The 23185-nt window shown below is 57.1% G+C and carries 26 protein-coding genes; 18 read left to right on the top strand and 8 right to left on the bottom strand.

The features are described 5' to 3' along the window. The first annotated feature begins 221 nt into the window (after positions 1–221). The 9 genes from AC1DQM_RS28535 (at position 222) to AC1DQM_RS28495 (ending at position 7663) form a co-directional block, all read left to right on the top strand. On the top strand, positions 222–1073 hold the full coding sequence (locus tag AC1DQM_RS28535; RefSeq protein WP_018925643.1) for a putative selenate ABC transporter substrate-binding protein: 852 nt from the start codon (positions 222–224) through the stop codon (positions 1071–1073). Further along, the gene (locus AC1DQM_RS28530) at positions 1070–1867 is read left to right on the top strand and encodes a phosphonate ABC transporter ATP-binding protein (protein WP_019648578.1); all 798 of its coding nucleotides are present in this window, start codon (positions 1070–1072) and stop codon (positions 1865–1867) included. The genes AC1DQM_RS28535 and AC1DQM_RS28530 overlap by 4 nt, the downstream gene beginning before the upstream one ends. Continuing rightward, on the top strand, positions 1861–2688 hold the full coding sequence (phnE, locus tag AC1DQM_RS28525) for a phosphonate ABC transporter, permease protein PhnE (RefSeq protein WP_018925641.1): 828 nt from the start codon (positions 1861–1863) through the stop codon (positions 2686–2688). The genes AC1DQM_RS28530 and phnE (AC1DQM_RS28525) overlap by 7 nt, the downstream gene beginning before the upstream one ends. Then, positions 2685–3452: a phosphonate ABC transporter, permease protein PhnE gene (gene phnE / locus AC1DQM_RS28520; protein WP_086944918.1), complete on the top strand. Its 768-nt coding sequence runs from the start codon at positions 2685–2687 to the stop codon at positions 3450–3452. The genes phnE (AC1DQM_RS28525) and phnE (AC1DQM_RS28520) overlap by 4 nt, the downstream gene beginning before the upstream one ends. A gap of 290 nt (positions 3453–3742) precedes the next feature. Next, positions 3743–4525 (top strand): transporter substrate-binding domain-containing protein, encoded by a 783-nt coding sequence (locus AC1DQM_RS28515; protein ID WP_086944919.1) that lies wholly within the window; start codon positions 3743–3745, stop codon positions 4523–4525. Positions 4526–4580: 55 nt separating this feature from the next. Further along, the gene (locus tag AC1DQM_RS28510; protein ID WP_018925638.1) at positions 4581–5309 is read left to right on the top strand and encodes an ABC transporter permease; all 729 of its coding nucleotides are present in this window, start codon (positions 4581–4583) and stop codon (positions 5307–5309) included. Further along, positions 5306–6016 (top strand): ABC transporter permease, encoded by a 711-nt coding sequence (locus AC1DQM_RS28505; RefSeq protein WP_064618600.1) that lies wholly within the window; start codon positions 5306–5308, stop codon positions 6014–6016. Before AC1DQM_RS28510 ends, AC1DQM_RS28505 begins: the two co-directional genes overlap by 4 nt. A 16-nt stretch (positions 6017–6032) precedes the next feature. Further along, entirely contained in the window at positions 6033–6797 is a 765-nt protein-coding gene (locus tag AC1DQM_RS28500; RefSeq protein ID WP_477747167.1) for an ABC transporter ATP-binding protein, read from the top strand. Between the two features lie 125 nt (positions 6798–6922). Continuing rightward, positions 6923–7663: a Mut7-C RNAse domain-containing protein gene (locus tag AC1DQM_RS28495; protein WP_477747166.1), complete on the top strand. Its 741-nt coding sequence runs from the start codon at positions 6923–6925 to the stop codon at positions 7661–7663. Between the two features lie 93 nt (positions 7664–7756). Here AC1DQM_RS28495 and AC1DQM_RS28490 read toward each other — a convergent pair whose 3' ends face one another. Further along, positions 7757–8641 (bottom strand): LysR family transcriptional regulator, encoded by an 885-nt coding sequence (locus AC1DQM_RS28490; protein WP_064618643.1) that lies wholly within the window; start codon positions 8639–8641, stop codon positions 7757–7759. A 114-nt stretch (positions 8642–8755) separates the two neighbouring features. Between AC1DQM_RS28490 and argC the strand changes: the two genes are divergently transcribed. Next, positions 8756–9685: an N-acetyl-gamma-glutamyl-phosphate reductase gene (gene argC / locus AC1DQM_RS28485; RefSeq protein ID WP_477747165.1), complete on the top strand. Its 930-nt coding sequence runs from the start codon at positions 8756–8758 to the stop codon at positions 9683–9685. Between the two features lie 124 nt (positions 9686–9809). Here the strand turns inward: argC and AC1DQM_RS28480 are convergent, their stop codons facing one another. Next, on the bottom strand, positions 9810–10601 hold the full coding sequence (locus tag AC1DQM_RS28480) for a helix-turn-helix transcriptional regulator (RefSeq protein ID WP_018925632.1): 792 nt from the start codon (positions 10599–10601) through the stop codon (positions 9810–9812). 138 nt (positions 10602–10739) lie between these two features. On the opposite strand from AC1DQM_RS28480, the gene AC1DQM_RS28475 reads away from it, so the two are divergent. Both AC1DQM_RS28475 and tssI read left to right on the top strand, forming a co-directional pair. Then, positions 10740–11843, top strand: coding sequence for a polyamine ABC transporter substrate-binding protein (locus AC1DQM_RS28475; RefSeq protein ID WP_018925631.1), 1104 nt, complete (start codon positions 10740–10742; stop codon positions 11841–11843). A gap of 252 nt (positions 11844–12095) precedes the next feature. After that, entirely contained in the window at positions 12096–13391 is a 1296-nt protein-coding gene (tssI, locus tag AC1DQM_RS28470; protein ID WP_477747164.1) for a type VI secretion system tip protein TssI/VgrG, read from the top strand. A 67-nt stretch (positions 13392–13458) separates the two neighbouring features. Here tssI and AC1DQM_RS28465 read toward each other — a convergent pair whose 3' ends face one another. Both AC1DQM_RS28465 and AC1DQM_RS28460 read right to left on the bottom strand, forming a co-directional pair. Next, a complete protein-coding gene (locus tag AC1DQM_RS28465; RefSeq protein WP_026286374.1) occupies positions 13459–14154 on the bottom strand; it encodes a tRNA (adenine(22)-N(1))-methyltransferase in 696 nt (231 codons plus the stop codon). Between the two features lie 181 nt (positions 14155–14335). Next, entirely contained in the window at positions 14336–14692 is a 357-nt protein-coding gene (locus tag AC1DQM_RS28460) for a VOC family protein (RefSeq protein ID WP_477744669.1), read from the bottom strand. Positions 14693–14832: 140 nt separating this feature from the next. On the opposite strand from AC1DQM_RS28460, the gene AC1DQM_RS28455 reads away from it, so the two are divergent. Further along, the gene (locus AC1DQM_RS28455; RefSeq protein WP_477747163.1) at positions 14833–15285 is read left to right on the top strand and encodes a thiol-disulfide oxidoreductase DCC family protein; all 453 of its coding nucleotides are present in this window, start codon (positions 14833–14835) and stop codon (positions 15283–15285) included. Next, positions 15282–15650, top strand: coding sequence for a DoxX-like family protein (locus AC1DQM_RS28450; protein WP_111455138.1), 369 nt, complete (start codon positions 15282–15284; stop codon positions 15648–15650). The genes AC1DQM_RS28455 and AC1DQM_RS28450 overlap by 4 nt, the downstream gene beginning before the upstream one ends. A 14-nt stretch (positions 15651–15664) precedes the next feature. Here the strand turns inward: AC1DQM_RS28450 and AC1DQM_RS28445 are convergent, their stop codons facing one another. The 3 genes from AC1DQM_RS28445 to AC1DQM_RS28435 form a co-directional block, all read right to left on the bottom strand. After that, complete coding sequence (locus tag AC1DQM_RS28445) at positions 15665–16156, bottom strand: DUF2269 family protein (protein WP_477747162.1); 492 nt, start codon at positions 16154–16156, stop codon at positions 15665–15667. Position 16157: 1 nt separating this feature from the next. Further along, positions 16158–17285, bottom strand: coding sequence for a saccharopine dehydrogenase family protein (locus tag AC1DQM_RS28440; protein ID WP_477747161.1), 1128 nt, complete (start codon positions 17283–17285; stop codon positions 16158–16160). Positions 17286–17367: 82 nt separating this feature from the next. After that, on the bottom strand, positions 17368–17952 hold the full coding sequence (locus AC1DQM_RS28435; RefSeq protein WP_477747160.1) for an eCIS core domain-containing protein: 585 nt from the start codon (positions 17950–17952) through the stop codon (positions 17368–17370). A gap of 294 nt (positions 17953–18246) precedes the next feature. On the opposite strand from AC1DQM_RS28435, the gene AC1DQM_RS28430 reads away from it, so the two are divergent. From AC1DQM_RS28430 to AC1DQM_RS28415, 4 genes are all read left to right on the top strand, one after another. Next, a complete protein-coding gene (locus AC1DQM_RS28430) occupies positions 18247–19116 on the top strand; it encodes an AraC family transcriptional regulator (RefSeq protein ID WP_026286372.1) in 870 nt (289 codons plus the stop codon). Positions 19117–19628: 512 nt separating this feature from the next. After that, complete coding sequence (locus tag AC1DQM_RS28425; protein WP_477747159.1) at positions 19629–20330, top strand: cytochrome-c peroxidase; 702 nt, start codon at positions 19629–19631, stop codon at positions 20328–20330. Between the two features lie 20 nt (positions 20331–20350). Continuing rightward, entirely contained in the window at positions 20351–21211 is an 861-nt protein-coding gene (locus tag AC1DQM_RS28420) for an RHS repeat-associated core domain-containing protein (RefSeq protein ID WP_477747158.1), read from the top strand. 884 nt (positions 21212–22095) lie between these two features. After that, on the top strand, positions 22096–22356 hold the full coding sequence (locus tag AC1DQM_RS28415; protein ID WP_477747157.1) for a hypothetical protein: 261 nt from the start codon (positions 22096–22098) through the stop codon (positions 22354–22356). A 191-nt stretch (positions 22357–22547) separates the two neighbouring features. Here the strand turns inward: AC1DQM_RS28415 and AC1DQM_RS28410 are convergent, their stop codons facing one another. Further along, positions 22548–23012: a VOC family protein gene (locus AC1DQM_RS28410; protein WP_477747156.1), complete on the bottom strand. Its 465-nt coding sequence runs from the start codon at positions 23010–23012 to the stop codon at positions 22548–22550. Positions 23013–23185 lie beyond the last annotated feature (173 nt).

The raw sequence follows: 23185 nt of genomic DNA, 5'->3' as shown, positions 1-23185 counted from the left end.
ATCGGATAACAGTTACGAACTGCTGCTTGCCGGTGACTGCGGCCGATTGCAGCCTGATTCAACGGGCAGCTTCGGGTCGTATGCCGCCCTTCGCAATAAACCGCAATAGCCCAAAAGCAGTCAATTTCGCTCCATTTCGGCTACCCTCACAAAGCGCCACGCAGCAATCACCTTGTGCCAGGCGCCTCGACATTCTTCCGTAAATGCACCGGAGATCTTCCATGCTCAAGCGTACCCTGGCACTGGCCGTCGGCTTGTCCTTGTCTTTTTGCACCCTGCTGGCGCAAGCCGCCGAGACCCTGAAAGTCAGCGCGATTCCCGATGAAGCCCCGACCGAGCTGCTGCGCAAGTTCAAGCCGCTTGGCGCCTATCTGGAACAACAATTGGGCATGAAGGTCGAGTTCGTACCTGTAAGCGACTATCCGGCGGTGGTCGAGGCACTGGCTACCGATCGCATCGATCTGGCCTGGCTGGGCGGTTTCACGTTCGTGCAGGCACGCTTGAAAACCGGCAATGCCATCCCGCTGGTGCAGCGCGAACAGGACGCCCAATTCACCAGCAAATTCATCACCGCCGACCCTGCCGTCAAGTCCCTAGCCGATCTCAAGGGCAAGACCTTTGCCTTCGGCTCAGTGTCCTCCACTTCCGGCAGTCTGATGCCGCGCTATTTCATGCTCAAGGAGGGCATCAAGCCGGAAACGTACTTTAGCCGCGTGGGGTACTCCGGTGCCCATGACGCCACCGTTGCCTGGGTCCAGGCTGGCAAGGTCGACGCCGGGGTGCTCAACGCCAGCGTGTGGGAAAAACTGGTCGCCGCCGGCAAGGTCGATACCACCAAGGTCAAAGTGTTTTCGACCACCCCTGCGTACTTCGACTACAACTGGACGGTGCGCGGAACCCTCGACCCGGCGCTGGCGGCCAAGATAAAGGCTGCGTTCCTGGCGCTCGATCCGGCGAACCCGAGGGACAAGGAGATTCTGGACCTGCAGGCCGCCAGCCGCTTCATCGAAACCAAGCCTGAGAACTACAAGGGCATCGAGGAAGCCGCACGCGCCGCCGAACTGCTCAAATGACATTGCATCTGACCCAGGTCAGCCTTACCCACGCCAACGGTGTCCAGGCGCTGCGTGGCGTGGATCTGCACATCGGTGCACGCGAACAGGTCGCGATCATCGGCCCGTCCGGCGCGGGTAAGTCGAGCCTGCTCAACCTGTTAGCCACCGCCCTGCGACCGGGCAACGGCGAGCTGCAGGTGCTCGGCGAGCGCGTCTGGCAGCTTTCTGCCCGTCAGCGTCAGCGGCTGCGCGCGCGTATCGGTCTGATTCATCAGGCGCCTCCCCTGCCCCCGCGCCAGCGCGTGGTCACCGCGGTGCTGGCCGGCAAGCTGGGTCAGTGGGGTCTGGGCAAGAGCCTGCTGAACCTGCTGCATCCGCTGGATGTTCCGGGCGCACGCGCGGCATTGGCCAGGCTGGACCTGAGTGACAAGTTGTTCGCGCATTGCCAGCAACTGTCCGGCGGACAGCTACAGCGCGTGGGCATTGCCCGCGTGTTGTATCAAGCGCCCGAGGTGTTGCTGGCCGATGAGCCGGTATCGGCCATGGACCCGGTGTTGGCCCAGCACACGCTTTCGGTGCTGTGCCGCCATGCCCGGGAGCAGAACGTCACCCTGGTCGCCAGCCTGCACGCGGTGGAGCTGGCCCTGGCGCACTTTTCGCGCATCATCGGCTTGCGTGATGGACAGATCCTGTTCGACCTTGCGGCCAGCGCCGTCGACCGCGAGCTGCTCGACAAGCTCTACGCCAATGAGCAGTTGCAGTCCTCGCCGATTCCTCCGGCTCCCTTGAGTGTGCAGATCCCCCGATGCTGACGTCTGACACCCGCGATCCGGCCGCACTGCCCCGTCTGCTGCTCACCCTGCTGGCCCTTGCCTTGCTGTGGCCCGGCATCCGCTTCAGCGAGTTGGACCTCCGTGTGCTGGTGGCGAGTGACAGTCAGAGCGAGATGGGCCGGTTCGTGTCCGCCTTCTGGCCACCGGCCCATGGCGACGAGTTCATCCAGCTGTTGTTGCAAGCCACCCTGCAGACCCTGGCCATCGCCACGGCCGGCATGGCCCTGGCGTTGCTGTTGGCTGTTCCCGCCGGCCTGCTCGCCAGTCGTGCCCTGTCGCTGTCTGCTGCCTCCCGCGCTGGCCACCCGAGCTATTGGGGCCAACTGCTGCGTTGGCCCATACGCGGCTTGCTGATCTTCCTGCGCAGCGTGCCAGAAATTGTCTGGGCCCTGCTGTTCGTGCGCGCCGTCGGCCTCGGCCCGACAGCCGGGGTACTGGCCATTGCCATCACCTACAGCGGCATGTTGGGCAAGGTCTATGCGGAAATTTTCGAGTCGGTCGACCAGCGCCCGGTACACGCGCTACTGCAGTCCGGCAGTGGTCGGCTCGCCGCCTTTTGCTACGGAATCCTGCCCAATGTCGCTGCGGAACTGCTGTCGTACACGGTGTACCGCTGGGAATGCGCAATCCGCGCCTCAGTGGTGATGGGCTTCGTCGGTGCCGGCGGCCTGGGCCAGCAAATGGATTTGTCGTTGCGCATGTTCGCCGGCGGTGAAGTGGCCAGTCTGTTATTGACGTTCCTCGTCCTGGTGCTGCTCGCCGATCAACTCAGCCGTCTGCTGCGCTGGAGGCTGACATGAATCGCCTGTTCAACCTGGCACTGCTCCTGTGCATCGGCGCAGCGGTCATCGCCTCGTTCAACTACCTGGGCATCGACCTCGGCGAGCTCGGCGGCGCCGGCAACCTGAAGCAGATGGGCGCGTATGCGCAGCGTTTTCTCAGCCCGGACCTGAGCCCGGGCCATCTGCAAGCCATCGGCCACGGCGCCCTGGAAACCCTGGCCATGTCGGCCCTTGGCACCCTGCTCGCGGCGGTGTTCGGCCTGTTACTGGCATTGCCCGCAGCCGGGCGCTACGGCTGGCCTTTGCAGAGCGCGTCACGCCTGGTGCTCAACGCCTTGCGCGCGGTGCCGGAACTGGTATGGGCCGCGCTGATGGTCCTGGCCGCCGGGCTCGGCCCCAACGCCGGCACCCTGGCCTTGGCCCTGCACACCACCGGCGTGCTCGGCCGGTTGTTCGCCGAAGCACTGGAAAACACCCCACCAGAACCGGCCGACGCCATCCGTTTGCAGGGCGCCAATACCGTATGGGCGTTCTGTTACGGCACGCTGCCCAACCTGTTGCCACAGCTACTGGCCTACATCCTGTACCGCTGGGAAAACAACATCCGCATGGCCAGCGTGCTCGGCTTCGTCGGCGCCGGTGGTTTGGGGCAAATGCTCTATGTCAGCCTCAGCCTGTTCCAGGAAGCTCAAGCCAGCACGGTTATTCTGGCGATGCTGTTATTGGTCTTGGCCGTCGATACATTGAGTAGCTGGAGCCGTCAGCGTTGGGTCAAGGCTTGAGCCAGGAAAGTCGGCGCCCTTAACCCACACTTTGTTACCGCATACCCCAGCCCGGTGTAAAAACCTGCTTAGGTAACAGCCCCGCGGGCTGCCTCCCCCCAGCGTTCACCTGCCTGCCAAGCCCATCCCAGAGCGCCGTAAGCGCTTTCTCAAACGCCCGATCGGCGAATTGGCCGGGTGATTGCATATGCTTGTCTGTACAAGTACTTGCGTGTGCATAGGACATTTCGCAACGCAGTACACGCGCTCTTGCGGCACAAGCGCTTTCGATGGTCCCTGGGAATAAAATAATGAAAAAAGCATTTCTCACTCTTTCTGCATTGGCTTTGTGTGTGGCTGCCGGTTCTGCGCTGGCCAAGGAGTACAAGGAGTTGCGCTTTGGCGTCGACCCCTCTTATGCGCCATTCGAATCCAAGGCCGCCGACGGCGGCCTGGTGGGCTTCGACATCGACCTGGGCAACGCGATCTGCGCGGAGCTGAAGGTCAAGTGCAAGTGGGTTGAAAGCGACTTCGACGGCATGATTCCCGGCCTCAAGGCCAACAAGTTCGATGGCGTGATCTCTTCCATGACCGTCACGCCGGCGCGTGAGAAAGTCATCGATTTCTCGAACGAGCTGTTCTCTGGCCCGACCGCGCTGGTATTCAAGAAAGGCGCGGCCATCGGCACCGATCCGGCCTCCCTCAAGGGCAAGAAAATCGGCTACGAGCAAGGCTCCATCCAGGAAGCCTACGCCAAGGCCGTGCTGGACAAGGCCGGGGTAGAGACCCAGGCCTACGCCAACCAGGACCAGGTGTACGCTGACTTGATCTCCGGACGCCTCGATGCCTCGATCCAGGACATGCTGCAAGCCGAACTGGGCTTCCTGAAGTCGCCACCAGGCGCCGACTTCCAAGTCAGCGAGCCGGTCGAAAATCCCCTCCTTCCAGCCAAGACCGCCGTGGGTCTCACCAAAGGCAACGTCGAGCTCCAGGCCTTGCTGAACAAAGCTATCAAGGCACTGCACGACAATGGCACCTATGTGGCCGTCCAGCAGAAGCACTTTGGCGATCTGAATCTCTACAGCGACAAATAATGACCCTGCGCCCATTTCCGGATGGGCTCTTCTTTGATTGACGTAGGGCTGCTCAATGTTAGAAAACCTATTGCAGATTCTTGGGCTGTCAGACTTTAGCCTCAAGGGTTTCGGCCCGCTGTTGCTGCAAGGCTCCTGGATGACGGTCAAATTATCCTTTCTGTGCTTGCTGGTGAGCGTTGGCCTGGGCCTGATCGGCGCCAGCGCCAAGCTTTCGAAATCGGCACTGCTGCGTGTCCCTGCGCAGGCCTACACCACGCTGATTCGCGGGGTGCCGGACCTGGTGCTGATGCTGCTGATCTTCTACAGCCTGCAAACCTGGCTGTCCTCGTTTACCGACTTCATGGAATGGGAATACGTCGAGATCAACCCGTTCAGCGCCGGGGTCATTACCCTGGGCTTCATCTACGGGGCTTATTTCACCGAAACCTTCCGTGGCGCCATCCTTGCCGTACCGCGAGGGCAGATGGAAGCGGCTACCGCCTACGGCCTGACCCGCGCTCAGCGCTTCCGCCTGGTGGTGTTCCCGCAAATGATGCGTTTTGCCCTGCCGGGCATCGGTAATAACTGGATGGTGATCCTCAAGGCCACCGCGCTGGTGTCGATCATCGGCCTGGCCGATCTGGTCAAGGTGGCCCAGGACGCGGGCAAGAGCACCTATCAGCTGTTCTTCTTCCTGATTCTGGCCGCCTTGATCTATCTGGTGATCACCACCGTTTCGAACTACGTCTTGCGCCGGATGGAAATCTTCTACGCCGCAGGCACCCGGGAGGCCGTGCGATGATCGAGCTACTGCAGGAATACTGGAAACCTTTCCTGTTCCAGGACGGCAATCACATCACCGGGCTGGCCATGACCCTTTGGCTGCTCAGTGCTTCGATCTTCTTCGGCTTCGTGATGTCGATCCCGCTGTCGATTGCCCGGGTCTCGAGCAATGTCTGGGTGCGCTGGCCGGTGCAGTTCTACACCTACCTGTTTCGCGGTACGCCGCTCTATATTCAGCTGCTGATCTGTTACACCGGCATTTACAGCCTGGCCGCGGTGCGGGCTCAGCCAGTACTGGATGCGTTCTTTCGCGACGCGATGAACTGCACCATCCTCGCCTTCGCCCTGAACACCTGCGCCTACACCACGGAGATCTTCGCCGGGGCGATTCGCAGCATGAACCATGGTGAAGTCGAAGCGGCCAAAGCCTACGGGCTGACCGGCTGGAAGCTGTACACCTACGTGATCATGCCGTCCGCCCTGCGTCGCTCGCTGCCTTACTACAGCAACGAAGTGATTCTGATGCTGCACTCGACCACCGTGGCCTTCACCGCGACCATCCCGGACATCCTGAAAGTCGCGCGGGACGCCAACTCGGCGACCTTCCTGACCTTCCAATCGTTCGGCCTCGCCGCGTTGATCTACCTGGCAGTCACGTTCTCCCTGGTCGGCCTGTTCCGCCTGGCTGAACGCCGTTGGTTGTCTTTCCTCGGCCCGGCTCACTAATTCAGGATGCTTGTTCATGTACAAATTGACCGTTGAAAACCTGCACAAAAGTTACGGCAACCATGAAGTCCTCAAGGGCGTTTCGCTGAACGCCAGGACCGGCGATGTGATCAGCCTGATCGGCGCCAGTGGTTCGGGCAAGAGCACCTTTCTACGTTGCATCAACTTCCTGGAAACGCCCAACGACGGCGCCATGAGCCTGGACAACCAGCCAATTCGAATGGTCCATGACCGCCACGGCATGCGCGTGGCCGACGCCAATGAGCTGCAACGCATCCGCACTCGCCTGGCGATGGTGTTCCAGCATTTCAACCTGTGGAGCCACATGACGGTGCTGGAAAACATCACCATGGCTCCACGCCGGGTGCTGGGTATCAGCAAGAAGGACGCAGAGGATCGCGCCCGGCGCTACCTGGACAAGGTCGGTTTGCCGGCACGGGTTGCTGATCAATACCCGGCGTTTCTCTCAGGTGGTCAGCAGCAACGGGTCGCCATTGCCCGTGCCCTGAGCATGGAACCGGAGATCATGCTGTTCGACGAGCCGACGTCAGCCCTGGACCCGGAACTGGTGGGCGAAGTGCTCAAGGTGATCCAGGGGCTGGCCGAAGAAGGCCGCACCATGATCATGGTGACCCACGAAATGAGCTTTGCGCGCAAAGTGTCGAACCAGGTGCTGTTCCTGCACCAGGGGCGGGTCGAAGAGCAAGGTGCGCCCGAGGACGTATTGGGCAACCCCAAGAGCGAGCGCCTGCAGCAATTCCTCAGCGGCAACCTGAAGTAACCGGAGCGCCTTCGAGCGACCGCAGGGTTGCTCGAAGGCGCTGGCTCAACCTGATAATCCATCCCTCCCGCCCTCTACCGAGCAGCTGAACTCATTCTTCCTGCAGCCCTGCCATACTGTTCAGCATGACCCGTGCAACTTTCCGCTTCTACGAGGAGCTCAACGATTTCCTGCCGGCCGAACGGCGGCGGCAGTCCTTCACTTGCGAGTGCGCGCAAGGGGCGACGGTCAAGCACATGATCGAGGCGCTCGGGATACCGCACACCGAGGTCGAGATGGTGCTGCTCAACGGCGAGTCGGTGGGCTTCGAGCGGGTGATCTTCGACGGTGACCGGCTGGCGGTGTATCCCAAGTTCGAAGCGCTGGACATCAGCCCGTTGCTCAAGGTTCGTACGCAACCTTTACGGGTGCTGCGCTTCGTGGCTGATGCGCACCTTGGCGGGCTGGCCAGCCTGCTGCGCATGAGCGGCTTCGACACCCTCTACGACAATGGCTTCGACGATGCCGAGATCGCCGAAATCGCCGCGCAGCAAGGACGCATCGTGCTAACCCGCGACCGCGAACTGCTCAAGCGGCGGATCATCAGCCACGGCTGTTACGTGCATGCCCTGAAACCGTCGCTGCAGCTGCGCGAATTGTACGAGCGCCTCGACCTGGCGCGTAGCGCGCGCCCCTTCAGCCTGTGCCTCCATTGCAACCTGCCGCTACACGAGATCAGCCCGGAACTGGCCCGGCCGCAAGTGCCGCCACGCGTTGGCGTCCTCTATTCGCACTTCCTGCGCTGTGACGCCTGCCAACGGATTTACTGGGAGGGTTCGCACTGGCGCGGCATGTGTGCACTGTTGGCACCTCTGCTGGACCGATAGTCGAGCGCATCGGACCAGTGCGTTGCCAGGAATCACTGGCTTTTGCATCAGGTAGATGACGGCCAGAAGCTGTCCCTCCTCTAACAAAATCCCCTACCCCGCACTCAATTCCCACAGCACATCCAGCACATGTTGCGTAGGCCGTTCGATGTCTCGACTACGGTGGGCAATACCCAGTTGCCGCCACAATAAGGGCTTTAATGGCCGCATGACGATCCTGGTATCGGGCAATGGCGTGGAGGCTTCATGCGGCAACAACGTCGCACCATAGCCAGCCGCCACCAGGCTTTTGATCGCATCGTTGTAGTTCAGTTGAATACGCGGCGCAGGCTGCGGCCCACCACTGGCGAACCACTCCGCAGTCAAACGCGAAAGACGAGTGGTGTTGTCATTCAGAATCAATGGCTGAGTGGACAGCCAGTCGGGGGTCACAACCTCCGGGGATTCCCAGCGAGCTGGCAAGAAGGCCATGACCGGGTCCCGTCGCCATGGCTCGATCCGCAAGCCCTTCACCGGGGACTGCGGCAGCGCGACCAAACCGATTTCCAACGAGCCCTCGGCAAGCTTCTTCAGAGTTTCCTGCGACGTGAGCACCGCGACCTGCACATCGATAGCGGGATGGCGCTGGCTCAACGTCTCCAAAGCGTGCGGCATCAACTGTGCGATGGCCCCCGTGGAGGCGCCTAGCCGCACACGCCCGGCCAATCCCTGTACCTGACGTTCCACGTCCTCAAGCGCCTGCTCCGCATCCGCCAACAGACGCCGCGCACGTTCCACCAGTGTGTTCCCAATCGCCGAAGGCTGAACGCGCCCACGCGTGCGCGACAACAGCTTGCCGCCCACGCGCGCTTCCAGGTCGGCGATATGCAAACTGACCGTGGGTGGCGCCAAGTGCAGCACGCGGGCCGCCTCGGCAAATGAACCCAGGTCGGCAATCGCCACCAAAGTGCGCAGACGGTCCAGGCTGATTTCGCGCATGAGTGACTCCTCGTTCAGAAAAACTGAATTTCATCGTTTATAAATTCAACTTTTCCTATCTTAGCGCCTCACTGAAGATTGGAACTCCTGATTTCCAACGTCCGAGAGCATTCCATGGCAAGTCCCCTTGTATTCATCGATGGCGACCAAGGCACCACCGGGTTGCAAATCCATCAACGCCTACGCGACCGCAGCGATCTGCGGCTTATCACTCTCAGCCCCGAATATCGCAAGGATCCGCAACGTCGCGCCGAAGCCATCAATAACTGCGACATCGCGATTCTCTGCTTGCCCGACCAAGCCGCGCGCGACGCTGTAGCGACCATCGAAAACCCCGCCGTGCGGGTGATCGATGCGAGTTCGGCGCACCGCACCCATCCAGACTGGACCTATGGTTTCGCGGAGATGAATTCGCAGCAGAGCCAACGCATCGCCGCCGCGCGACGGGTCAGCAATCCCGGTTGCTATCCAACGGGGGCAATAGGGTTGCTGCGCCCTTTACTGGAGGCCGAATTACTGCCCAGGGATTACCCGATGAACATTCATGCCGTGTCGGGTTATTCCGGGAAAGGACGTGTCGGGGTGGAAGAGCATGAGGGAGAAGGCGCAGCACAGGCGTCGGCGTTTCAGGTCTATGGGCTGGGGTTGGCACACAAACATATTCCGGAGATTCAGCAGCAAAGCGGTCTGACGGAGCGGCCGATGTTTGTGCCGGCCTATGGCGCTTTTCGGCAGGGGATCGTGCTGACCATCCCCTTGCAAACCCGGTTGTTGGCGCCAGGTTTGAGTGCGGTGCAGTTGCATGCGTGTCTGATGCAGCACTACGCCGATGCGAGCCATGTACAGGTGATGTCGATGCTGGAGGCTAAAGGGCTGACGTCCCTTGATCCTCAGGCACTTAACGGGACTGATGATCTGCGACTGTCTGTGTTTGAGAATGACGAAACGGGCCAGGTTTTGTTGGCTGCGGTGTTTGACAATCTTGGGAAGGGAGCAGCTGGGGCAGCAGTGCAGAATCTGGATTTGATGCTTGCTGGAACATGACTCCGATGACCCGCGCGAATTAGCGTGATGCCCTCGTCCCGAACCGGGATTTAGAGGTCAGGCAAGGTTCGCACCCGAAGCCGTGAACCCATTTAACGGTAATATCCAGACTAAAACGCCGACTTCAACTTGTAGAGAAAACATCTTGTTTGGGCATAAAAAATCGAGCAAACAGCTCGGATTGTGACTTGATATTTAATTTGGCATAAATATTGCGCCGATGAACCTTTATCGTTTCCACCGAGAGGGAAAGCTTTCCGGCTATCTCTTTATTAGAGAAGCCACTGAGCAACAATCTGAGCACATCACTTTCGCGCGCTGTTATTTGCGTGCCCAGCTGGGTAATCGTTTCTGGCCATAGAGGTGGCTCAGCGAGATTTTTCTCTACATCAATTTCAAAACACATGCGCTGATGCATTAATGCAGTCACCCACGGCTTGATAATATCAAGCATTGTTATTTGTTCTTGATTAAAACGGACTTTGCTACCAACGGAAATACATAACGTTCTATCGGCGTCGAGCTGAACATTGTACTGAGCCTCATCCACAGAGATATATTGTGCAAAATATTGATGATAATACTCAGTTTCAAGAAAGTATTCCGGCGCAATATCCAGCAAATGAAAGAAACCGCTCTGGGGATTTTCTCGATTAGCTATATAAAATGGATCCAGCAGGTAAAGCCCCTTCACATAGCGATGAATGAACGCGTCTACCTCTTCAACATCTGCGACTTCAGGAAGACTAACGACTTGCACTTGTTGATTGCTAAAGATCAATACAACCCAATTATCGATTTGCACGTATTCGTTTAATATACGAACAAGCGAACTCCAGAATTCTGGACGGTTCAACTGCATGATCAGCTTCCCAATCGATCGGTGCCAAGCCAGGCTATGAAGGTCGAACGGCATTTTCTACCCCTTTTGGGTTAGGGATTCGTAGGTCAGAGGTAAGTATTCGTAGGTATTTACTATTCGGTAACGCCCGGTATATTCGCTAGCAGGACTTACGATGGCCATGAGGGCACATCGTCTTGATAAGGATGTTGCATGAGAAAATCACGTTTGCGAACCATTTTTTCGGCCTCGCTTCTCTGTGCTGGGATGAGCACATCAGTGGGAGCTGTAGAGCCTGGGGTGCATCTGTACAACTGGTTCGGGCTTCTCGCACCGGAGACCCCAAAGGAGTTTGAGCAGGCAACTGGCACCAGAGTGCATATGGATGCTTTCGACAGCGCCGAAATCATGCAGAGCAAAGTAATGGCTGGGCGCACGGGGTATGACGTGGTTGTGGCCACCTCCAATGTGTTGCCAAGCCTGATCCAGGCGGGAGTACTTCAGCCGCTGGATCGTAATCAACTGAGTAATTTGTCCCATATCGATCCTGATATCTTGTCCCAGGTCGCGGTCAATGATCCTGGTAATCGCTACGCTGTGCCCTATCTATGGGGTACTACCGGCATTGGCTATGACGTTGACAAAGTCAAAGCGGCATTGGGTGATAATGCTCCGGTGAATAGCTGGGATTTGATCTTCAAAGAAGAAAACATCAGCAAGCTCCAGTCGTGTGGCGTGGCAATGCTTGACTCTCCAAGTGAGATCATTTCGATTGCTTTGCATTACCTTGGGCTCCCCAGCAACAGCAGGAACCCGGATGATTACCAGAAAGCTCAAGCCCTACTGTTAAAAATCCGTCCCTACGTCCTCTATTTCGACTCCTCCCGAATTGACGCTGACCTGGCTGACGGCAATATTTGTGCAGTCGTGGGATGGGCTAATGGTGCCCTTGCTGCGCAGGCCATCAACGAGAAGACCAACACTGGACGCAAGATTACCTACAGCCTTCCTCGCGAAGGAGCGCTGGTCTGGTCGGAAAATCTGGTTCTTCTAAAAGACGCGCCCCACCCAAAGGAAGGTATGGCGTTTATTAATTACATGTTGCGACCAGAAGTTATTGCCAAGACCTCAAACCACACTCTCTACCCTAACGCTAACAAAGATGCCGCTGAGTTTGTCGAACAGAAGTTGCGAGACAACCCCTGGATTTATCCAGACAAAAAGACCATTGCCACACTTATCCCACTTGAGCCACTGCCATTGAAGCTGGAGCGAATCCGCACGCGGATCTGGACCAAAGTGAAGAGTGGTGTGTGATCTGACTTGATTTGTCGCCTGTTGCTCTATGCATGTCTTTATTATATACGCGGACGTGCTTGAGCAGCAGGTTGAGGCTATTTATGTCCGGAAAGTAAGACGCAAACGCCAATATACAAGAGCGCCAAATTAGTGGATTAGTGGATTAGTGCCTGTTATAGGCTCTTGCCCTGAGCTGGACTTGCCCGGCTTCCTGACATTGACATCTGCGACAGCCCCGATTCAACACTTTATGCAAGAAGAGAACAGTGGATGTTCAGCCCAGCCAATCAGACACCTTTCAGTTTGACCATCGACGGTTTTGCGCACGACTTTCAAGTACTCGCATTCACCGGAGATGAGGCGATCAGCAGGCCTTACCTCTTCAATGTGGAGCTTGTTAGCGAGCGGTCTGACCTGGATCTCGAAAGCCTCTTCGACGTAGAGGCTTTTCTGACCTTCGACGCGAAGGGCAACGGCGTCCATGGACGGATCTATCACATCGCCCAAAGCGGTAATCATCAGCGTTTGACGCACTACAATCTGGCCCTCGTACCGCACCTGTCCTACTTGCGCCACCGCATCAACCAGAGGATCTATCAACAGTTCTCGGTGCCGAAAATCGTCGCCTTGATACTGGAAGAACACGGGATTGTGGGTGAGGCTTATCGGTTTCATCTGGGGTCGACCTACCCCGAGCGTGACTACTGTACCCAGTACGATGAAACGGATTTGCACTTTATTCAGCGCTTGTGCGAAGAAGAAGGTATCCACTTCCACTTCCAACACAGCGCTCAAGGCCACGTACTGGTCTTTGGCGATGACCAGGCGGCTTTTCCCAGGATTGGGCAACCCACTGCTTATGGACAAGAGAGCGATAGAGTGGCCAACGAGCCACTGATCAAGCGCTTCAACCTACGTCTGGGGAGAAACGAGCAACAGCCAGGCATGGAAAACGATGACAAGCTGAAGCCTTTCACAAGCCATGAGCACGGCAAGCAGATAAGTCTGCGTGCTATGGAGCGCCGCCATGCGGCTTATCGTCAAGCCGAAGGGCAAGGTGACCAGACCCGGTTAGTCAGTGGCCATGTTCTGGAGATCTCTGGCCACCCGCGCCAGGAATGGAACGACCGATGGTTACTGACTCAGATCATCCACGAAGGCAAGCAACCACAGGTATTGAGCGAGAACATCGCCAGTGGCAACACAAACAACGAGGATGACTTTCATCAGGGTTACCGCAACCGCTTTATCGTTCTTCCGTGGGACGTGTCCTATCGTCCGCCTTTGGCTCACAAGAAACCTCAGGTACCAAGTAACCACACCGCTGTGATCATCGCTCTGGAGGACGAGGAGATCCAGGGTGATAGGCGCCTCGGAAGGGTCAAGGTCAAGTTCCCCTGGGACCGCGAAGGTAGATTTGACGACAAGAGTTGTTGTTGGCTGAGGGGGACCTCCAATTGGAGTTGTGGAATGACGCCCCCCCGAACGGGTATGGAAGTCATGGTTACATTTCTCGAAAGCGACCCCGATCAACCGCTGATCAGCGGTTGCCTGTGCTGCCGCTAACCGCAAACCCTATAAGAGCAGCAACCGTCAGGTTGAAATTTGCCCCTGCAATTACTTAGTCAAGGGCTCAAGCCAGCAGGTCGGCGATCCACCGGGCCTGCCGGGCGACATCCTGCACCTTCTCCTCGGGCACGGCCTGCCGCGCCTTGGCGAAGCTGCTCAGGGTCCGCTGCTTCTCGCGCAACAGGCGCTGCCACTTGATCAGGAATGCCGAGCTGCGTGCCTGCATCTGCAGCGGACCGAAATACAGCTCCTCGGCGGTGTACATCACCGGCCCGGTGCGCTCGGCGACGATGATTTCGTAGTCGAAGCGGTTTTCCCGCAGCACTTCCTCGCAGAGGATGCAGTAACCATTTTCCATCAGCCATTGGCGCAGTGGCTGCTCGCCGCCGTTGGGTTGAAGGATCAGGCGCTCCTGGCCGCTCAGACGTGCCTTGCCGCAGTCGAGGATGTCGCGGATCGTCTCGCCGCCCATGCCGCAGATGCTGATTGCCGTGATCCCGTCTCCCGGCTCGATTGCCGTCAGGCCATCGGCCAGGCGCACGGTGATCCACTGGTCCAGGTCGTTCTCGCGCACGGTGCGTTCGGCCGAGCGAAATGGCGTCAATGCCACCTCTCCGGCCACCGCCGCCACGATGGCGCCACGGCGCATCAATGCCACAGGCAGGTAGCCGTGATCCGAGCCGATATCGGCCAGGCGCGCACCTGCTGGCACATGTGCCGCCACGCGTTCCAGGCGCATGGACAATGTCTGTTGGTTCAACTGCTGCCCCTTTTCACCACGAACGTCCGGCACCTTTGACCGGATCGGCCCGCGATTCTGGCGAGCAACGCTGTGCATTTCAAATTTATGCGACCAGGGTCATGGCTCGCCCCGCACCTACCGCTTGAGTATCGGCCCAAAGCGAACCCTGGTAATGGACCGCTTTGGGCCGACCTGAGCCCTACTGCCGAGCTGTCCAAACGGCCAGTTCATAGCCATCCGGATCAATGAAGTGGAACCTGCTTCCACCAGGGAACGGGAATGTTTCGCGGGTGATAACAGCGCCCAAGGCTTTGAGCCGTTGCTGCGCCTCATCGAGATCATCCGAGTACAAAATGATCAAAGGGCCACCAGGTCGAACCGGCTCTCCCGTAGTGAAGCCACCGGTAAGGCGGCCATCACTGAATTCCGTATAGGTCGGGCCGTAGTCGACGAATGTCCAGCCGAACGCACTGCCGTAGAAAGCTTTGCTGCGGGCAATGTCGTCAACATTAAATTCAATATTGTCGATCTGCCGGTCTTTACCACGCACACTCATGGATGCCTCCTTGGCTGATTTCAAAGGAACAATGATATTGCAGCTGTCGGCAAGGAGCAGCCCCCTTCGGCGAAATGCAGACTTTAACGCTGGCACGCGGTTATGATCCGGGATAATCAGGTTCCCTTGGATCCACGCTTATGCCCACCTCGAAAATCCGCCCCTCACCCGCGCCGCTGCTCAAACCAGGAGAGACGGTGGTCTTGTTCGACGGTGTCTGCAAGCTGTGCAATGGCTGGGCGAGGTTCTTGATTCGCCATGACCGCCAGCTGCGCGTGCGGTTGGCGGCGGTTCAGTCACCCGAGGGGCAAGTCCTGCTCGCGTGGGCAGGTTTGCCCGTGGATCAGTTCGACACCATGGCGGTGATCCGCGACCGACACTTCTGGGAGCGTTCGGATGCATTTTTCGAAGTCATCGCCCAGTTGCCCGTACTCTGGCGCCCAGTGAACCTGTTGCGCATCTTCCCTCGCATGCTTCGAGATTGGGCATACGACCGCATTGCGCTTAATCGTTATCGGCTCTTCGGGAAATACGACACGTGCCTGCTGCCGGATCCTGATCATGAACAGCGCTTTTTGAAAGCGCCCCTATGAACGCCCTCACACGTATTAACTGGATCGCCCGTGGGGGGCTGGCGTTCATGTTTGGCTACCACGGTCTGATTCCCAAGTTGCTGTGGCTAAGCCCTGGCGAGCGAACAATGATCCAGTCTCACGGGATCACTCAGGTTGAGCTGTTCGCCAATATTGCCGGGGTCGCAGAAATTGCGCTGGCCTTATGGATACTGATCGCACCGCGCAGTGCCTGGCCTCTTGCCGTCGCCGCGACGGCGCTGTTTGGCCTGCTGCTGGATGTAGCAATTTTCAATCCATCAATGCTCAAGGAGGCCTTCAATCCAGTCTCGTTGAATGTGGCGGGACTTACCCTGTGCGCAGTGGCCTGGAACACCAAGACTTGAGCCAGCCGATCCTGCTATCCCAATAGCCCAACCAGTTGCACCGGCGTCATCTTCGTCACCATCATCAGCACAATCACAAACATCCCGACAAAACCGACTACCCCCATCCACCACCATTTTTTGTACACGGATCGGTATTCATCATCGAGTCCGTTGCCAGCCTCAACTGCGCACGACGCCATCAGGTACAGCCGCTTCTGCAACACCAGCACCGGCAGCCAAAGCGAACCCACGCAGAAGAAGATAATCAACGAAGTCAGTACCCACTCCGTGGTTATGGGTAGTCCGGAGAGCCTCATCAGCAGGTAGCCCGTGATGATCTGAACAAAGCCTGCCGGCGTGGTAATCCAGGTGTCGAAGCGCACGACCATCCGGGCCACATGCGCGATCACTTGAGGGTTGGCCGTGCGGCTGGCGGCGATCAGATAGAGGTAGGAACCCATGCCGAATCCGAACAGGAAAATCGCGGCAATGATGTGGAGGTACTTCAGACATAGATAGAGCATGTCAGCGCAGCTCGCCAGAGAACTGCACAGACAGGCTCAAATTTTCCGGATCGTTGATCGCTGCCATGTATTCATCGACGGTAATTTCGCCCACGCAAGCCCTGGCACCGGGTTGCGGCACATAGCCCTGGGCCATTTTCGCGGCCAAGGCTACGGATGCGCAGCTTGGGATTTGCGGCCCCTTGTCATTCATGGCCGTCAGTTGCACGGTCATGGCCAGCGGTTTCCCGTCAACTCCCCTGCCCTGAACGTCGATGTACATCGCGCTTTTACCATCGCCGAAACGTTCAAACCGGGTCCCCAGCCGATGCAGTCTGGCGGCCCAAAGGGCATGGTCGCGAACCAGCCCGATCTTCAACGCCTGAGCCAGCAGATAGTTGGCGACACCACCAAGCTTCAAGCCCGCGCCGGCCTTGAAGCTCAGGGTTTGCGCGCCATAGCGGCTGGCGAAAATATCCATGTCCGGCACATCGACATTGGCCAGCACGCGAGTGCCCAGATGCGGCATCTTGCGCAGCGTCAGATCCTGCCAACCCGACACTTCATGCACCTTGCCATTCTTGAGTTGCCTGATCGGTTTACCCGCGTAGGCGAGTACGCCTTCGACGGTCGACAATCCCGGCATCTTCGCCGAAGAGGAAATGCCATGCTCGATCGAGTCGATACGACTGAAGCGATAGCGCTGCTGATCGATGATGGCTGACGATAGCGTCGGCACCGAACTGCAGCCACTGAGGATCGCCACTCCTGCCTGTTTCGCCAAGGCATCGAGTACGCCAACGCCGTTGACGAAGGTTCGGCAGTCAGACAGGTCGCAGTAGTTCACGCCAGCCTCGATGCAGCTCTCGGCGACCGCATAGGATTGCCCCTGAAACGGGCCGCCAGTATGGATGACCAACTGGATGTCCATCGAGCGCAAAACGGATTTGAACTCAGTGCCCATGGCATTGCCGCGCCAACTTTCGGCGACAGCGCCCGATTGGCTTTTCAACTCATCGACTTTGCGCTGCAACTTGTGTGGATCGCGGCCCGAGATCACCAGTTCCACATCTGGCATCACCGCCAAATGCCTGCAAACGATGCTACCAAAGTTTCCGTAGCCACCGACCACCATCACCCTGAACACCATTCAACTCTTCCCTAACTGACAGGCTGCTTTCAGCCAATAATGACTGCTTTATGCCTGTATTGTCAGGCGGCTTCGCTACCCTTCATTGAGTCCCTCCCCGCACCGACCGTCGAACTTCAGCCTGTATGGCATAAGCCGGCGCCTCCACAGCATTGAAATCTTGTGTATAGCGCTGGGCAAATCCTTCTACCCCCCATTCCCGAAACTGCTGCACGTGCTTCAGTTCGTGAGCCCAGAGCGCGATGTCCTGTTCTGCGGTTCGAGTGTCCCGGAAGAGGATGATATCGATCAGCGTCACGGCACCGACGTCGGGGTTTTGCAGCATGGAAGTGGCGGCGCTGAATTGGCCGTTGTCGCTCACTTTGTAGTGCGCGGCATCGAGGACGCTGGGGTCGTACCAGCGCAGCAGTTGCTCCCGGATGTGCGGTGGAATGGGTTGGATCTCGGCGCTGGCTGCTTCAGCGCGGGCTTGGGTCAGCCACAGCGCCAGGGCAGGTGCCGCGACCTGGTAGACGCCATCAGTCACCTGCCCCAGATCTGGCAGGCAGATGCAGCCGTTCAGGCACACTTGTTTCTCGCCAGGTGGGCAGGCGTTAGTCTGGGCTTGTACTACAAGAGTCAGGCCAAGAACAGACAGCGCCACCAGGCATGTAATGATGGGCGGCATTTGGCCCTCCAGAGACGGAAGCAGCGCGAACAGCGGATCACAATTGATCGATGACCCGCATAACTTTAGCGCACCCTTGTCGGGTCTCTTCTCGATGATTGCCTGGGGGTAATTGCTGCCCTCACAACGACAGCAACAGTCGATCAGAAGTGATCGGACTGGGTATACGGTGTCTCATGGTGGAAGAGATCGCATTGGCCAACCCAAAACATACCTTGAGCAAACGCGGCTAGGCGCGTTTACACCGCTATAGTCGATTCTATTGCCGACCGTACTTCCAGGAGCCTTTTCCCAGTGTCTGACATGCCGAGCAACTTCGCCTACACAAAACGCTTCAACGCCGTACTCGCCTACATCGATGCCAATCTTGAAGGTGACTTGTCGGTGAAGACGTTGAGTCATGTGGCGAACTTTTCGGTGTTTCACTTCCATCGACAATTCAGCGCGTTCGCAGGTGTGCCGGTCTCACGTTATGTGCAACTGATGCGGCTACGACGCGCGGCACATCGCCTGGCCTCCCTCGCTGATCACTCGGTACTGGACGCGGCGCTCGGTGCCGGCTTTGAAAGCCCCGAGGCATTTTGCAGGGCGTTCAGGCGGGCGTTCGGTATGACCCCGAGTGCGTTCAGGAAGGAACCGAACTGGCAGGTCTGGAATGCGGTATTCGCAATCCCTCATTTTTCCAGGACTATCATCATGCAAGTACGAATCGTGGAATTCCCAGAAGTCAGGGTCGCAGCGCTTGAGCACTGCGGACCACCCGGGCTCGTCAATGAGAGCGTGCGCAAGTTCATCGAGTGGCGCATGCAGAGCGGACAGTCGCCGGTGGCATCGAGTCGCAGCTTTGGCATTCCCTATGGCAACCCCGACACGACACCTGCACAAGCATTCCGCTTCGCCATCTGCGGCGAGATTCACGAGGCTGTGGCGCCGAATGAGTTCGGCGTACGCGAGATCGTCATTCCTGGCGGTCGCTGCGTCGTGGTGCGACATACGGGGTCACCGGATCACATCGGCGAAACGATCTATCCGATTTACCGCGATTGGCTTCCTGCCAGTGGCGAGGAACTCCGTGACCACCCGTTGTTCTTCAATTACCTGAGCGTCTATCCCGAGACGCCGCAGGATCAATGGCAAACTGACGTGTATGTTCCGCTTCAATAGCGGAGCAAGCAGCTTTCGACCCTGACGGACATTGACGAGTGTCCGCTCAGGGTTGGCATCCACATCAACGACGACAGCTTCTTTGCCCGTAACCCAGTGCCTGTTAACGCTTCGCGACAAAGTCAACGAGGGGAAAGCGCAAACCCGCGAAATCCTCGACTGCAGAAAGCCATCCTGACCGGTCGCTTTCCAGTCCCATTGGCAAGTTTTCAAACCCTGTACTACTGTCATCTCGTGCTGGATGCTCGGGATCGCGGACGTTCGATCTCCCCCAAGGTCATGGAATGAAGACCCCATCGTGAACACGCACGTGTTCCAACCGCTGTGCATACGACGTGTACGACGAGCCCAATGTGGCTCCGGTTCACAGGGAGGTGCTTATGGTGGCTTCAGGTCTAAAGTCTCGGCAGCAAATGCTGAGCATTCGCCATTGTATTGATACGAAACACTCTGCTTCCCTCCCCTGGCATCCCGGCTCCCGATTTCAGCCCGCTAAGTACCAGTAACTGAACATGCGCAGCATGCATTGCCTGAGCATGTGCCTGGCGCTGTTGCCTGCCGGCACGGTTATGGCTGACTCTCTTCCCGGATTATCGGCGTCTTGTACGGAGCAAGCCGTAGATAACCTGCTGGGGCTTCCGCCCATACCAGATGCCTCGTCACCTGAGCATCTGGTGGAAAAAATCCAGCTTGGCAAAACGCTGTTCTTTGACAAGCGTCTGAGTGCTGACGGCTCGATCAGCTGTGCCTCTTGCCATAATCCCGAACGAGGCTTCATCGACGGTTTGCCGCGCGCCCAGGGCATCCATCGCCAGCTTGGAACACGCAACACCCCTACCCTAGTCAATGCGGCTTTTGCCGGAACTCAGTTCTGGGACGGGCGCCGTGACAGCATCGAGTCGCAGGCTACGGATCCCCTCTTTAACCCGATCGAACACGCCGTGAATGATGAGGTGCAGTTACTCCATACCATTCGGCAGGACATTCAGTATGTTGCGGCTTTCGAGAAGGTGTATGCGGCCTCCCCTGAGACGTTAATGGCCACGCAAGTTGCACAAGCCATCGCGGCCTACGAACGCACCCTGGTGGCTGGTAACTCTGCATTTGATCGTTATCGCTATGGACACGACAAAACAGCTCATCCAAGCCAGTCGCCCTCTGGTTCTGACGCCCCTGGAAAAAACCGATTTGGTGGCGTTTCTCTAACCAGTTGACGGCATGGAGCGGTGCCTCCTTGCTGTATGACGCCAACGGCAATATGACCAGTGACGGCAGCAACACTTACACCTGGAATTCGCGCCAGCGCCTGAGCACGCTCACGGGCGCCGTATCCGGGAGTTTCAGTTATGACGCGGCCAACAGGCGCAGCCAGAAGACAATTTCCGGCCAGACCACCAGTTATGTCTTCGACGGTGCCAACCTGGTGCAAGAACTGACCGGTACTGTCACCCCCACGGTACAGGCCAATCTCCTCACGGGCGGCTTGAATGAAGTATTCAGCCGCACCGAGGCCAGTGGCAGCACCTACAGCTACCTGGCTGATGCGCTGGGTTCAACCCAAGCGCTTACCGACAGCACTGGCGCGTTCACCACGCAATACACCTACGAGCCTTATGGCCAAACCAGCAGCAGCGGCTCCGCCAGTACCAACAGCCAGCAGTACGCCGGGCGGGAAAATGATGGCACGGGCCTCTATTATTATCGGGCACGGTATTACTCTCCGGGGTTTGGGCGTTTTATCTCGAGAGATCCGATTGGCCTTGCAGGAGGGATAAATACGTATGGTTATGTTGGCGGGAATCCGGTTTCTTACATTGACCCTTTAGGGCTATGGCGTCTTCCAGACTTCCTCGCAGTAAATATAAATGTCGCAATTCCAAATCCAATAACGGACACGTATTTTGGCTGGTCGGAAACTGCTAGTTTAGATCGATATGGGAACTGGTACGGGAGTGTATTAGGTGCAGAACTTGGAAAGTCTGCTAACATTATAACTGGAAGCATTACTGCACCCCCCCCCCCCCCCCCCCCCCCCCCCCCCCCACTTCTGAGACGTGGTCACCAGGTAATGGGTTTGCAACAGAGGTTGGATTGATTTCGCCTCAACTAGGTGCTAGTTACAATTATTCCTCCCAAGAGGCTGGGAAGGCTGGATCAGGATGGTGAGAATGAAAAGCGTCGGATTGTTATTACTGATTATTATACTGTTCTCAGCAGGAGTAATGTGCTTGTTTTTTCTCGAGCAAACCCGAGAAATTGCAATAAAAGTGGCTGACTGGGCATACGCATCAAAAAACCACCCACTCAAGACCCTGGTTAGATCAAACAACTACTTGAACATGCTTAGGATGGTGGGCGCGATAGCCCTCTTTACATCTTTTTTCTTAATATGGGCATGGATAAAAAACTTATAAAAAATATACACACATATGGAGATCACTCTTGGCATCTGCATGGAAATACCCCACCCCGGCGAGCTTCCAGATCAGAAAGCATGTCCGGCCCGGCCATTGGCTTGCCCGCAATTGGTGCGGTGCTAGCGGGCGAAAGTGAGCCATCAAAGTCAGGGTGTAAAAATGACCGACGGAAGCGAACATTTATTTATCGGAAGGCTGGCAATCCTGCCATTTGCCTTTGTTCAGTGGGGCGTTTTGCTTTGGTACCTGAGTTCATTGCGGCGATTACGTGACAATTTTCTGAAAAGATTAATAGGAGGAGCCGTATCTATTGCGACCATTTTCGCAGTGACATTTGGACAAATGGAAGCTTACACAATAATCACTTCTATGCCGCACCCAATGACTGACAACTTTTTCTTTATTACATTCTCCATCGAGCACGCCGCGTCCATCTTCTTTATCTTCTACGCTGCAATTAAAAGACGAAACCACCGAAGGAGAGGGATATACCGATAGCGGCTCACAAGATCAATCTGTAATCAGAGGCAATCTGGCGATACAACATTTGGGAGGTGAGAGAATGAATGCACTTAAACGCGTCGCGGGAGTACTGGCCTTAGGCTTTTGGTTTTCTTCATTTTTTGCCTGGAAATACTTTGATGCTCACGGACTGAGAACACCGAATCTTCAAAGTGAAAAAAACTACCCGCTGGATACGCACGGTTCGGTTGTATACCTAACGTCCCATGAGCATTACTTTTTGTACGGTTTGATCATCGCTGGCATAGTGTTTTTCCTGCCCAGCGCTGTTTTTTATTTTGTCGGGAGCAAGCGACCATAGTTTGTTGCCAGTGGACACAATGAAGAAGCACCATGGCGCTAACCAGCAAAATTTCACTCTACGACAGTCGATGGCCCACGCTCTTCCTTAGCGCCACGGTTTATGGGGGTCAGTCTCGACATCCGCTCGCAGTGACCACGTAGAGCCTGGACCAATCGGCTAGTCAGCGTGGCAATGCCGAGCGCCCTCCCTCAGCCCTCCTCGGCAAATGCCTCCTTGATAAACGCCTCCAGCTCTTTCTCTTCAAGCAACTCAATAGAAAAATGCCCGAAGCGTTTCGGTAACCAGAGTATGCGTGTCCCACTTGGCGTCTGGAGGTTATCGCGAGACAGCGGTTTGCCGTTCTCATCTTCCGGCTGGACGCCTGCGTCGATCAATTCGTCATAGGCTACCTCGATGTCCGGTGTGGAATAACAGTGCCGGTAGATGGTGCCTTCGCCGTTGGCGTCCATCAGAGCTTTGAGATTTCCGGTAAACGGTTGCACCAGCATAAGGCGCTCCGTACCAAACATGACGATCGCATAGCGCACATGCAAACCGTCGCGCTGCCAATCAAGTGTCTTTGAAATTCTGGCGCTGAAGACACGGGCGTAATACCTGCACGCTTCCTCAAGGTCTTTGACGAGAACATCCACGTGGCTGAACTTTAATTTCAATGGCCCCACCTTCTTCAGATATGCGATTTGATACCGAGATCTCTCCCTATGTATCACAGTGTGTCTGATTAGCCTCTCGATACATGGCTTTTCACTTGGCCTGCGATTCGACACAGGCCAGATACGTCGCCGCGTTCAAATGCAAACAAGGTTTCGAGGGGCTCAGTCAGATC

This window comes from Pseudomonas sp. 01L34 (assembly GCF_056400265.1).
The sequence above is the reverse complement of the archived record's forward strand: the minus strand, read 5'-3'. Positions and strand labels throughout refer to the sequence as shown.

Coding starts and splice junctions, on each gene's coding strand:
- AC1DQM_RS28505 (WP_064618600.1), top strand. CDS start 5,306: ATGATCGAGCTACTGCAGGAATACTGGAAACCTTTCCTGTTCCAGGAC.
- AC1DQM_RS28530 (WP_019648578.1), top strand. CDS start 1,070: ATGACATTGCATCTGACCCAGGTCAGCCTTACCCACGCCAACGGTGTC.
- AC1DQM_RS28415 (WP_477747157.1), top strand. CDS start 22,096: ATGAATGCACTTAAACGCGTCGCGGGAGTACTGGCCTTAGGCTTTTGG.
- AC1DQM_RS28460 (WP_477744669.1), bottom strand. CDS start 14,692: ATGAGTGTGCGTGGTAAAGACCGGCAGATCGACAATATTGAATTTAAT.
- tssI (WP_477747164.1), top strand. CDS start 12,096: ATGTTCAGCCCAGCCAATCAGACACCTTTCAGTTTGACCATCGACGGT.
- AC1DQM_RS28445 (WP_477747162.1), bottom strand. CDS start 16,156: ATGCTCTATCTATGTCTGAAGTACCTCCACATCATTGCCGCGATTTTC.
- AC1DQM_RS28480 (WP_018925632.1), bottom strand. CDS start 10,601: ATGCCGTTCGACCTTCATAGCCTGGCTTGGCACCGATCGATTGGGAAG.
- phnE (WP_086944918.1), top strand. CDS start 2,685: ATGAATCGCCTGTTCAACCTGGCACTGCTCCTGTGCATCGGCGCAGCG.
- AC1DQM_RS28535 (WP_018925643.1), top strand. CDS start 222: ATGCTCAAGCGTACCCTGGCACTGGCCGTCGGCTTGTCCTTGTCTTTT.
- AC1DQM_RS28490 (WP_064618643.1), bottom strand. CDS start 8,641: ATGCGCGAAATCAGCCTGGACCGTCTGCGCACTTTGGTGGCGATTGCC.
- AC1DQM_RS28515 (WP_086944919.1), top strand. CDS start 3,743: ATGAAAAAAGCATTTCTCACTCTTTCTGCATTGGCTTTGTGTGTGGCT.
- AC1DQM_RS28510 (WP_018925638.1), top strand. CDS start 4,581: ATGTTAGAAAACCTATTGCAGATTCTTGGGCTGTCAGACTTTAGCCTC.
- AC1DQM_RS28435 (WP_477747160.1), bottom strand. CDS start 17,952: ATGCCGCCCATCATTACATGCCTGGTGGCGCTGTCTGTTCTTGGCCTG.
- AC1DQM_RS28425 (WP_477747159.1), top strand. CDS start 19,629: ATGCGCAGCATGCATTGCCTGAGCATGTGCCTGGCGCTGTTGCCTGCC.
- AC1DQM_RS28440 (WP_477747161.1), bottom strand. CDS start 17,285: ATGGTGTTCAGGGTGATGGTGGTCGGTGGCTACGGAAACTTTGGTAGC.
- argC (WP_477747165.1), top strand. CDS start 8,756: ATGGCAAGTCCCCTTGTATTCATCGATGGCGACCAAGGCACCACCGGG.
- AC1DQM_RS28500 (WP_477747167.1), top strand. CDS start 6,033: ATGTACAAATTGACCGTTGAAAACCTGCACAAAAGTTACGGCAACCAT.
- phnE (WP_018925641.1), top strand. CDS start 1,861: ATGCTGACGTCTGACACCCGCGATCCGGCCGCACTGCCCCGTCTGCTG.
- AC1DQM_RS28495 (WP_477747166.1), top strand. CDS start 6,923: ATGACCCGTGCAACTTTCCGCTTCTACGAGGAGCTCAACGATTTCCTG.
- AC1DQM_RS28455 (WP_477747163.1), top strand. CDS start 14,833: ATGCCCACCTCGAAAATCCGCCCCTCACCCGCGCCGCTGCTCAAACCA.
- AC1DQM_RS28475 (WP_018925631.1), top strand. CDS start 10,740: ATGAGAAAATCACGTTTGCGAACCATTTTTTCGGCCTCGCTTCTCTGT.
- AC1DQM_RS28450 (WP_111455138.1), top strand. CDS start 15,282: ATGAACGCCCTCACACGTATTAACTGGATCGCCCGTGGGGGGCTGGCG.